We start from the raw sequence: 11,656 nt of genomic DNA on the forward strand, positions 1-11,656 counted from the left end.
TCAATCCACCGTTATCGATTTGGACACGTTTTTAGGCACATCCGGATGCACCCCGTGGTCCGGAATGTTCAGCTTGTCCAGCTTTTTCATCTTGCGCAGGCTCATTTTCAGGGCCAGCATCTGCAGGGCGACGGTGGCTGAAAAGCAGGTCAGAAGTCCGTCTCCGGTCTTGGGCAGCATCACGTAGCCCCAGCCGTAGCGTCCTCCCTCGCGGGGATTGTCGCTGGCGTTCTTGAGCAGGCGCTCGTCTTCCTCGGCGATCACGTAGGTGTTGGCGCCGCGGATCTTATGGGTGTTGATCTGCGAAATGGAGAGATTCACGTCGCGGGTTTCGGGGCCGGTGACGTAAATGAGCGGATAATTGCGGTAGAGGGATTCAAAGAAGTCGTGGCTGTCCACGGTGGCGTGGAACAGCCTGTCCGCCGCTGGCGACAGATTGAAGGGCAGATTGCCGGTGAACATGTAGTTCACCAGGGCGTTGTAGATGTCCCGGGTTTCCTTGCGGCTGATGTTCTGCTCTTCAGCCCTGCCATCCAGGTTTTCGATCACCCCGCTGAAGGCGCGCATGAAGCTGCGGAGGTGCTTGAATCCGTAAACCGTGTTCTTGCCAAGGATGGTATTTGGCCCATGCTTGAATTCAGATGCTTCGCGGCCCTCAGCGTGATTGAGCACTGTTTCGCGGATCTTGAGAGCGCCTTCCATCGCCACGCCGCTGATTTTGGTGGCCAGGATGTGCAGCGAAGGCTCCATATAGATCTGGGCCGCGATGGAGTCGATTATGTCGGAGGTGTTTTCCAAAGTCTCGCGGATCAGGGAGGGTATCTGCGGCAGGGTCTGTTCCCGCGCTTCCAGTTTGGCTAGTTGCTCCCGGCGCCGTTCCTCGCTTTCAGGGCCAGACAGTTCCTGCAGTTTCATTTTGGCGGTGCGGATGGCCAGGTAGTAAAACAGGGTGATCTGATTCATGAAGCTCTTGGTGGCGGGTACGGCGATCTCCGGTCCGCAGAGGATCTGGATGGCGAGGTCGCCTTTTTCCACGCCCAAGGTGGAATTGAGGTTGTTCACCAGCACCACCTGGGAAGCCTTCACGCTGCTGGCTTCGAGGTCGTTGAAGATGTCGATGAGGTCCTTGGTCTCACCGGATTGGGATACGCCGATGATGAGGTCGTTATCCTTGATGCAGCGAGAATATTCGCCGCGGAAATCGCCCGGCAGGATGGGCATTATCTCCACACCCGCGATCTCGTTGAAAAAGAGGGCGCCGATCTTGGTGGCGTGAAAACTGGTGCCGCAGGCGATGGAGTAGGCATTGCGGCTGTGGTTGATGGTGTTTTTCACCCGTTCCAGAAAACCCTGCACGCTTAGCTCAAATTCTTGCACACTGTGGCTTTCGGATACCGCGTCGAAGGCCTTGGCCAGGATCAGCCGCCGGATGTCGTATTCCGGGCCGATCAGGTCGATAAAGGTGTTCTTATCGTTGGAGAAGAAATACTTCTTTTCGAAATCCTCCTGCACGGCCACTTCGAAAATGGCGCGGTAGGTGGCCTGGGCGGCCTCAAAGAAGCTGGCGATCTCCCCGGAGGCGAGCAGCGCATTGAAGACGGTGTTCCGTTCCTCGAGGTCATGGCAGTCCAAGATCTCTTTTAGCTTGGCATTGAGCAGATCATCAAGCTTTTCCCGCCGGATGAGTTCCAGCATGCGTTTGCCAGAGTTCGATCCGCCCTGGAACAGTTTCACCAGCTTGCCGGTGGATTCCACTTGGGCGAAGATCTCCTGCTCCATGAAATACTCAAACTCCGGCTGCAGTTCCACATCTTCGGCGCGCAGCCTGGAGAGCACCGGTTTGGTGTCGATCAGGTCGCCCGCCGCGTAGGTTTCGTCGGCGGCGTTCACGCGCTTGAAGCGGAGCTTCTTTTGCGCGTGGATATTATAGCCGGCGGAAGTGAATTCCACGAACTCGCCCTCGCGCAGATTCACCAGCAATTTGGTGTAGCGCAGCACCGCGGTGAGATCGGAGGAGGCCAGTTTGAAGGGCATGCCGTCCAGCTCGCCCACTCCGAAATAGAGACTACTGCCGGCTTTGATGGCCCACATCGTCTGAGTGGCGGGATCCACCACCACCGCCGCGTAAGAACCCACGATCTTTTCGGCTGTGTTGATGATGGCCCGGCGCATGCAGGCTTTTCTGAGCTCCGTGTCCACCGGATTTCCGGCTTTGTCCATCTCGATATCGAAAAAGTGTTCCACGCTGTGCACCAGCATCTCGCCATCGTTGTCCGAAAGAACGGTGTGGCCTTCTTTGGTCAGCCAGATCTTTAGTTCGCGGGTGTTGGTGATATTGCCGTTGTGAGCGCCGTAGAGATGGCGCTTGCATTTCACCTCGTGCGGCTGGGCATTGGTCTTGTCCACATTGCCAAAGGTGGCCCAGCGCACCTGTCCGCAGAACAGCTTTCCTGCCTGCTTCTCGATCCCCAGTGTCTTCACAAGGGTGCTTGGCGCGCCTACATCCTTCAGCAGGACAATGTTTTCGCCATCGCCCTGAAAAGCCGCGCCGGTGGAATCAAAACCCCGGTATTCCAAAGCCCGCAGCAGGCGCGAGGCGTATTCTCCCAGCTTCAGCGTGGTTTTGGGCAAAGCCAGACCCAGCACTCCGCAACCCAGACCGGGCACAGGCAAAGGCATCCGGATATCCTTGAAACAGCCCGCGAACTTGCGCAGGGCATTATTGTAGAGCTCATACAGGCGGGGCATGTTTGCTTCCTTTAGATCAAGCTGTTTTCGAGGATCTGCCGGGCGAAGAACAGATCAACCTCGTCGGTGATCTTCACATTCAGGTCCGAACAGAATTTATAGCGGACCCGGCCACCGTTGTGTTCCACCAAAGCGGAATCATCCGTGCTCACATAGCCTTCCTGGTAGGCGCGCTCGTAGGCGGCCAGGATCAGCTTGTAGGAGAAAACCTGAGGCGTGAACACCTGCACAAGATTGTGGCGGGGCACGGTTTGTTCAACATGGTCGCCCTGGATGCTTTTGATGGTGTTCTTGAGCCTGGCCACGGGGATCACGGCCTTGTCTCTGCGCGCGATCTCCAGCAGTTCTCCGATCAGGTCTTCCGTGATAAAGGGCCGCACGGCATCGTGAATGAACACGAACTCCGTTTCGGGAGGGCAGTTTTGCAGGGCGCCAAACACGCTGTCCTGCCTCTCGATACCACCGCTTACAACCAGCCAGGGCTTCAGGGCGTCCTCAAAATATCCGCGGATCAGGTCTTCACAGTAGCTCAGCTCCTCTTCCGGGGCGGTTACGATGATGTTGTCCACATAGGCGGAATTGAAAAACTTCTGCAGGGTGTGAATGAGGATGGGTATGCCGCCCAACCGCAGCCACTGTTTGCGGACGTTTCCGCCCATGCGGCTGCCGGAACCGGCGGCGGTCACGATCGCCGTGGTCATTGCTTCCATGAGTAAAAGATCCCCCTGTGTTCGCGCTTTACGCTGATTTTTTGCTCCGCGTGCAGCTGGCGCAGAAACTTGCTGACCTCGTTGATGTGCAGGCCCAGGGTGGCGGAGAGGTCTTCCGCCGTGGAGGGCCGGCGCTTGAGAGTTGCCGCGATGGCTGCTTCAATATCCTCCGGGACAGCCACCGCGAGGTTATCCTGATGCGTTTTGGCGATGATTTCCACGGGCATGTCCAGCCGGGCGCTAAAGTAGTTCAAAACCTTGGTCAGCACGGCATCCCCGGCCGCCTTCACCCAGGCTTCCGCGCCGGGACGGTCCAGGGAATTGATCTGAACCAGGTCCGGCCGGATCCTTGCGATCGCTCCGCAGAGACAGGCCAGTTCTTCCTCGGAATCGTTGATCCCCGCGATGATGAAGACCTCCAGCCAGATCTGCCCCTGGTAATCATCCCGCAGCGAGATCAGGGCTTCCACAAGTCCCTCAGCCGTCAAGGCGGGATGGGGTTGGTTGATTATCCTGAAAGTCTGCTGACGGCAGGCGTCTAGGGATGGTAGGATGAGGTCGCAGGGCAGGATTTCCTGGCGCAGGGAGGAGCTGTTCAGCAAGGTCCCGTTCGTGAGCAGGGCCAGCTTATAGCCGGGATATTCGTCTTTAATGAAGCGCACGATCTCGCCGATGCGGCTGTAGAGCGTAGGTTCGCCCGCTCCGGAAAAAGTGATGTAATCCAGTTCCGGCTTGGTTTTGAGGAAATCCCCCAGCTCGCCGGTGATCTCTTCCAAAGGAAAGAACTCCCGGCGTTCCAGCGTAAGGTGGTCGGTGCTCTGAACCTCGCAGTAGACGCAGTTCAGGGGGCAATATTTGAAGGGAACGAGGTCCACACCGAGGGAATAACCCAGCCGGCGGGAATGGACCGGACCGAACAGATGTTTGTATTTCATTCAGAAGGTGGTGCCGAACTGGAGGTGCGGCTCCCAGGTGCCTTCGTCGAGGTTGTAGGCGTAGTCGAAGCCGATCAGACCAAAGGGGCTCTGGATGCGGATGCCCGCCCCCACGCCCTTTTTGAATTTGAGGAAATTGAAGTCCCGCAGCTTGTTGTAGGCATCGCCGGCGTCAAAAAAGACCAGGCCGATGATCTGGTCGCTGCCGATGGGGTAACCCAGTTCAGTGGAAAAGATGATCTCGCGGGTGCCTCCAGTGTCCATCACTCCGTCTCCGTCCTCATCCACCCCGATCCTGCGGTCCGCGTAGCCGCGGATGCCGTCCACCCCCGTTCCGCCCAGATAAAATTTCTCGTCCGGGGGAGCGTCTGTGGAAGAGCCGTAAGGCGTGATATAGCCGAAGCGCCATTTGGTGCGCAGGGTAAGCTCCCGCCAGAGTTCCATGTACCAGTTAACCTGGGCTATCTGCTTGAAATAATCGAAGTTGCCGCCCAGAATGCCGCCCGCCAGTTCCGAGAACAGCGTCATCTGCGTGCCGCGGGAGGGGAAATAGATGTTGTCGCGCGTGTCGCGGCTTACAGTGGCGCTCACGGCGCTGGTGTAGCGCCAGCCTTGGGTGGCCAGTTCGATCAGATTGGCGTTGTAAACAGTATCGATCTGCGTCGGGCTGGTGATCTCGTATTTCTTTGAATAGAGCGAATATCCCGCCACCAGCCGGGTCCTGTCGATCCAGGGCAGATACTGGCCCAGGCGCACACTCGCGCCCCGTGTGAATATCTTGTAGAAAAAGGAACTCCAGTCCTTGGTGGTATAGTAGAGTGAGGAGCCCAGCAAAATGTCGCTGTCCATCAGATTGGGATTGGTGAAGCTGAACTGGAAATCCTGGGTCTTGCCGCCGAACTCCCAGGCCAGACTGCTGGACCAGTTGTTGCCCATGATGTTGTTCATATTCAGCGAAAGCTGGCCCACAAAGCCGTCCTGGCTATTGTAGCCCACCCCGCCGTTGGCCGATCCGGCGGATTTGTCGATCACGTCGATCTGGAGGTCGATGTCGCCGTTTTTGTTCACTGGTGTGTAATCCAGCCGGATGTCCGGCTCGAAGAAGCCCAGGTTGTATATGTTCTGCTGGCTGCGGATCACCTGGCTCTGGCGGAAATAGTCTCCCGGCGCGATTTCCAGTTCGCGCAGCAGCACCTTGTCCTTGGTGCGTTCGTTGCCGGTGATGTGGATCTGGCGGATCCGGGCGCGAGCGCCTTCCTTCACGTTTAGAACGATGGTCAGGGTGCTGTCGGCCCTCTGGATGTCCTGGCCAATCTCGGTGTAGATGAAACCCTCGTCGTAGTAAAGCGTGTAAACCTTGCCCAGCTGTTCGTCGAACTTGGTCTGGTCGAAAGGTTCTCCCGTTTTCAGGGTGAAGGTTTCCTGCAGCTTCCCGGTGGTGAAATGCTCGTTGCCGATCACGGAGATGCCCGAAAAAGTGTACTTTTTCCCCTCACTGATGTTGATGACCAGTTCCTGGGTCTTCTCACCGGTGGAGATCAGTTCGTGCGGCCCCACTTTCACGTCAATGTAGCCGTTCTTCTTGTAATGATCGGCCAGCTTGATCAGGTCTTGGCCAAACTTATCCTGTTCGAAGCGCCCGGAGCGGAAGATGTTCGCGGGCTTGGTTTTCATCCGTTTCAGCAGTGTGGCGTCGTCGAAATTCTCGTTGCCCACGAAGGTCACGGCGTTGATGGCCAGGCGCCCGCCTTCCACCACGCTCACTTTCACCCGCACCTTGCCTTCAGCGTCCGTCTGCTCGTTCAGCGTCACCTCGGCGTTGTTGAAGCCTTTGCTGTTATATTCAGCGGTGAGTTTGCTCACCAGCTCGTGTTTCTGATAGTCGCTCCAGAACGAGCCCGCACGCACCGTGAGCAGCTCGTCCAGCCGGTCCTTTTTCACGGCTTTCATCCCTTCGTATTCGATGAAGGCCAGCACCGGGTTTTCCACCACGTCCACGATCAGGTTCACGCCTGTTCGATAGGGCTCTGTGGATATCCGGACGTCCGCAAACATCCGCATCTTGTAGAGCTGCCGGATGGATCGGGCCACTTCCTCCGGGTCCAGCTGATCGCCCGTGCGCAGGGTGATCGCGGTGGTCACCATCTGGGGTGAGACCGCCTTGTTGCCGCGCACGATGATCTCATATATCGTTTCGCCTGCCGCGAACAGGCTGCCCCAGCTGATCAACAGCATCAGGCAGGGCACCAGGCACCTCTTGAAAATGTGCATTTCTCCTCCCTTGAGAGTTGACGCCTATTTCTGGCAAGGCCGCTTTTTCGTAAAGAGTTTTTTTTGCCGCCCCGCGTTCTTGCGGCTTCTTCCAGCTGTCATTGACAGAAATAACCGGCTTTGGAAACTTTATTGCTTCACTTTTTGGCAATGTCCAAACCACTTTGGGAAGGAGATCCGACATGAAACTTAGACCGGCCCTGCTTGCCGCTTTGGCCCTGGCCTTGGCCGTCTGCGCCTGGGCGGAGCCCACTGCCGCCCGCAAACCCTGGGTTGCGGCGCCCAGCCGGGGTTTTGAAGCCCGCGCCGATTCCCTCACCGGATTCGACGTCCAATCCTACGACCTCACTCTGAACATCAACCATGCCGCCCAGCAGATCAGCGGAAATGTGCTCGCCACCGTCCTCGCGGAGCAGAACCTCACTTCCATTCCCTACAATCTGGTGGGACTGAGTGTCAGCGAGGTGCTGGTGAATGGTGAGCCAGCCGCCTTCACCCACACCGGCGGGATCATCAACATCAGCCTGAACATCCCCGCGGGCCAGACTTTCAGCACCCAGGTCTTCTATTCCGGAACACCTCAGCTCTCTCCAAATGTTTACCACATCGGCATGATCTTCAACACCAACACTGTGTTCACCATCTCCGACCCCGACGCCGCCCGCTATTGGTGGCCCTGTTACGATCACCCCTGGGACAAGGCCATCGTCCATCTGCGCGTAACCCTGCGCAGCGACTGGAAGGTGGCGGCCAACGGCATCCGCGAATCCATCGTGGACAACGGCGATGGCAACTCCACCACTTTCTGGACCGGATCCCATCCCATGACCACCTATCTGGTTTGCGTCACCTGCGGCCCTTACGTGGAGATCAACCAAAGCTTCGGAGACCTGCCCATCCAGAATTTCGTGATGCAAAACCAGTATAACAACGCCCTGGTGGACCTGGCCAATTTGCCGGACATGATAGACTGGTTTTCCCAGATCTTCGGGCCCTATCCCTTTGAAAAATATGGCAACGCGGTGGTGGCGATGAGCACTTACGGCGCCATGGAGCACCAAACCATGACCACCCTGGGGAATTATATCATCACCGGCACGGGAGCTTATGAGCTCACGATCGCGCATGAGCTTGCCCACCAGTGGTTTGGCGACGCAGTGTCCTTCCTGGATTTCAACGACGTTTGGCTTTCCGAGGGCTTCGCCACCTATTCAGAACATCTCTGGACGGATAAAACCGAGGGCTGGCAAGCCGCCTGCGATTACGTGGCATCCAGCTATCACCAGTATTATCTGAACTGGGAGGGAAGCAATCCTCAGACCATCTACGATCCCGATTTCAACAGCTATTTCGCCCCGCCTTCCTATGAAAAGGCCGCCTCCGTTTTGCACATGCTGCGCCTTAAACTTGGCAACGCCCAGTTCTTCCAGTTGCTCCAGTCCTGGTTCGACACCTACAAGCATGGAAACGCGGTTACAGCCGAGTTCCAGGCCATGGCCCAGAACATCAGCGGACAGGACCTGGGCCAGTTTTTCAGCCAGTGGATATACAGCGCCGGGATCCCCGCCCTTGAATACAGCGTCTGGAACAACCCCGCCAGCGATTCGCCCCTGAAAATCATCGCCAAAACCATCTCCAACACCTCCACCCCCTTCCACATCGAGGTGCCGTTCCGCTTTAATAACGGCGTGTTAAGCGATTCCCTGCTGGTGGAGGCCACCCCCGAATGGACTGTCAATAATTTCTGGAACGAACTGTCACCCACCGCTGTTCTGACCCCAAATCACAATAACTGGACCTTGTTGCGGGGCATCACAGAACTCAAACCCGTCCTGGCCGAATGCCTACCCTCGAACTCCTCAGTGCTGCTCGCCTGGGATCCCTTTTTGGATAACGGCAGCCTGGATTACAACCTGTACCGCAGGACCTTGGGCGGCCCGGAGGAATGGCTGCTCCTGAATCCCGAACCTGTAAGCGGACTCAGCTACACCGACCTCAGCGCTCAAAACGGAGTGAGCTACCAATACGCCGTGGCGGCGGTGGACCCTGCTGGCTGGATCAGCATAATGTCTGAACCCCTGCCTGCCACTCCGGTGACCTTCAGTTTTGCCCAAAACCTGCTGGTGGTGGATGAAACCCGCGACGGCAACGGCGCCAACATCAATCCCGACGACGCCATGGTGGACGCCTTTTACGACGCGGCCCTCTCCCCCATCGCTTTCACCCAGTGGGATGTGGGCGTCTTGGGCCTGCCTCCGCTGGGCGCGCTGGGCGAATACAAGCTGGTGCTTTGGCACGCGGACGATTTTTCCCAAAACCAGCTCATTGACCATCTTAACACCCTTGGCGGCTATCTCATCGGGGGCGGAAAAGTGATCCTCTCCGGCTGGAAAACCGCTTCCATCCTCTCGGAGAGCTTTCTCAACCGCTTTGGCGGAAACATCAGCCTCATCTACGACAATTCGCCCAGCCTGATCAGCGCTCAATCCAACTCCTATACGGACATCACCATCGATCCGGACAAGCTGGTCCCCGCTTGGAACGGCATGCTGCCCTACATTTACACTTTCAGCGGAGTTGCCAACCCCCTCTACACTGCCAACATGCTCCCCTCCGCCCAGGGCAACGGCGCCTGCGCCGCTCTGCGCCGTGACGATCAGGCCACCGGCTCCGTTTTCATCCTCTTCGGATTTCCTCTCTATTTCGCTCAGTTCCCCGGGGTGAGCGCTTTCCTGCAGGAGATCATCCCTGAACTTATCGACATCACGGCTGCCGGCGACCCCGGCGCGCCAACTCTGGAAACGGGTCTGGAGATCTGGCCCAATCCCTTCCGCGAAACTGCCGGTCTACGGGTGTCCCTGCCGGATAAAGGCCCGCTTCGCCTCAGTGTTTTCAACCTTCGCGGCCAGGTGGTCCGGCACATCTTCCAAGGCGAAAAAAACTCCGGAGTTCACGGCTTCGAATTTGACGGCCGGGACGAACGCGGAAACCCTCTTGCCAACGGAATCTACTTTCTGAGGATGGAACACGCGGGAGGGAGCCTCACCCGCAAGATCAGCCTGGTAAAATGATTCACAGCCTGGCCGAAAGCCAGGCCTGTAAAGAGCAGGGAGGTGATCATGCTGCATATCTCGAAAGCGCGCTGGACAGTCCTGCTTCTCTTCTGTCTGCTGGCCGGCGTAGCCTGGTCTCAGCCGGAGTTTTTCCACTTGAAAGGCTTGCAGTTCAACTCCTCCGGCGGCGGAGTGAACGGTTCTGGATGCTGGTCATACGAGCGTTACAGTTATTATTCCGATCCCCTGGAACCGCTGCGGATCATCTCTGTCCGCTGGCAGCTGGATGCCTGGATGGAACCCGATCTCGAAACTCATCAGGACAATACCTACGCGTTCCTGGGCCTGGTGGATTACGACCCCGCCGAGGTGCTGGTCCGCTCCCCCGGCTATGACCACACCGGTGGCAACAGCTACCGCGTAAGCCGGATCAGCAACTCAGGCCATTACCTCGAGGACCGGTTCTCCGAAAATCCCTGGGCTCCCTATGCCCAAGTGCAGATCCGCTATTTCTACAATTCCGACCTGTGCTTGGTCCAAAAAACCCGCCGGGTCAACTGGCCGCTGGAATTTTGGAACTACGAATACACTCTGGACCACCGAGGCCGGCGTTTATCGGAAACCGTTAGCAGTTCCAACGATTCACTGAACTGGACGCCGCGCCACAGCTATGAATATATTTATGGCGATGAGGCGGTCCCGGACGGCTATGAGTTTGAAAAATATAGCTCCTACGTACCCTGGCGCCATACCTGCGGCTCCCCGGAACTGCCGCCTTTTCCATACCTGAACGACAGCCAGGTGATAAGTTCCATACTTCGCAGGGAATATCTCAACGGCGCTTGGACCGAGCCGGACACCCTGGCGCTGGATCTCACTTTCTCGGCGGAAGGGGCTTCGGCAACTTGCTGCGATGGCCATTTTACCTGGACCAGCGAGGGTTTGCCCAAAAGTTCAGAGCTTGCTCCGGACGCGGATCCTTATCTCAAAGTTAATTTCACGTTTGGCCATTCTGGAAATTCCGCAGTGAGCGATCCTCTCATCCCCGCGGCGCTCTCTTTGCGGGTGAGTCCCAATCCCGTGCAGGACAAGGCTTGGGTCCATTTCCACGCCCTCCCGGACGGACCGGTCGGACTGAAGCTCTACAATCTGCGCGGACAGCTGCTGCGGGAGGATGCTTTTCCTGAACTTCCCGCCGGATCGGCCAATCTGGAATTGCCTACGGTCGATTCCCGCGGAGAACGCCTGCCCAACGGCATTTATATTTTGCGTGTGGGATCCTCCAAAAGCTCGGAAACAGCGCGCTTCCTGCTTTTGCGCTGACCGCTGTTTTCAAAACCCTTTCCCAGTAAGCATTCCTGTGCAGGCACATGCCGCAATCCTTTCTGGAAGATGATCCCGGCTTTTCTGCCTGGACCCGCCCTGAGCCCTCTCCCCTCCGCCTCTTGTCCGCCTCCCGCTCACTTCCCGCATCTCAGGCGGGAAGTGAGCGGGAGGCTCTTGGGATGTGAATGGGAAGTGAAATGAGGGCGGTGCCGGCAAGATTGTCCAGGATCTGCGGTCAGACCTTTTCCCAACCCTCCGAATATAGTGGGTAACAGCAGAGCGATTCCTTATGGAAATGGTGGAAACCCGGAGCATGTAAATGAAACCAATAAAAAAAGTAAGGCTCTCTTTCAAACGAGTGGGTAGAGTGACAAAATGACTGAAGAACATTAACCCAACACATATTGATTCGTCATTCCGGACGCAGGTGCTTTAGCGCCGGAGATCCGTAGGGGTCCTCGCCGGACAACTTGTTGGCCAGTGGGGTGAATAGAATTCAGCCCTTGCGGGAATAGCCAGTCCAGGCGGGGTCGCTTCGGACGCAGTCTGTAGCGACACCCTTTTAGGGCATTACCCGGACCGTCTGGATTCCTGGTCTGGCTCTGCTGGAGTC

At 57.2% G+C, this 11,656-nt stretch carries 6 protein-coding genes; 2 read left to right on the forward strand and 4 right to left on the reverse strand.

Going from position 1 to position 11,656, the window contains the following annotated elements:
• From LHW45_01750 to bamA, 4 genes are read right to left on the reverse strand one after another with little or no spacing between them, the layout of a single operon-like run.
• Complete coding sequence (locus LHW45_01750) at positions 1-2,748, reverse strand: SIS domain-containing protein (protein MCB5284302.1); 2,748 nt, start codon at positions 2,746-2,748, stop codon at positions 1-3.
• Positions 2,749-2,759: 11 nt separating this feature from the next.
• Positions 2,760-3,458: a 2-C-methyl-D-erythritol 4-phosphate cytidylyltransferase gene (gene ispD, locus LHW45_01755; protein MCB5284303.1), complete on the reverse strand. Its 699-nt coding sequence runs from the start codon at positions 3,456-3,458 to the stop codon at positions 2,760-2,762.
• Positions 3,446-4,393 carry a radical SAM protein gene (locus LHW45_01760; GenBank protein MCB5284304.1) on the reverse strand — a complete coding sequence of 316 codons (948 nt, stop codon included), beginning with the start codon at positions 4,391-4,393 and terminating at the stop codon, positions 3,446-3,448. The genes ispD and LHW45_01760 overlap by 13 nt, the downstream gene beginning before the upstream one ends.
• Positions 4,394-6,664 (reverse strand): outer membrane protein assembly factor BamA, encoded by a 2,271-nt coding sequence (gene bamA, locus LHW45_01765; GenBank protein MCB5284305.1) that lies wholly within the window; start codon positions 6,662-6,664, stop codon positions 4,394-4,396.
• Between the two features lie 182 nt (positions 6,665-6,846).
• On the opposite strand from bamA, the gene LHW45_01770 reads away from it, so the two are divergent.
• Together LHW45_01770 and LHW45_01775 are read left to right on the forward strand one after the other, a co-directional pair.
• Complete coding sequence (locus LHW45_01770) at positions 6,847-9,735, forward strand: T9SS type A sorting domain-containing protein (GenBank protein ID MCB5284306.1); 2,889 nt, start codon at positions 6,847-6,849, stop codon at positions 9,733-9,735.
• A 48-nt stretch (positions 9,736-9,783) separates the two neighbouring features.
• A complete protein-coding gene (locus tag LHW45_01775) occupies positions 9,784-11,040 on the forward strand; it encodes a T9SS type A sorting domain-containing protein (protein MCB5284307.1) in 1,257 nt (418 codons plus the stop codon).
• Positions 11,041-11,656: the final 616 nt, after the last annotated feature.

The sequence above is a fragment of the Candidatus Cloacimonadota bacterium genome, from assembly GCA_020532085.1.
In the GTDB taxonomy this organism is placed as follows: Bacteria; Cloacimonadota; Cloacimonadia; order Cloacimonadales; family Cloacimonadaceae; genus Syntrophosphaera.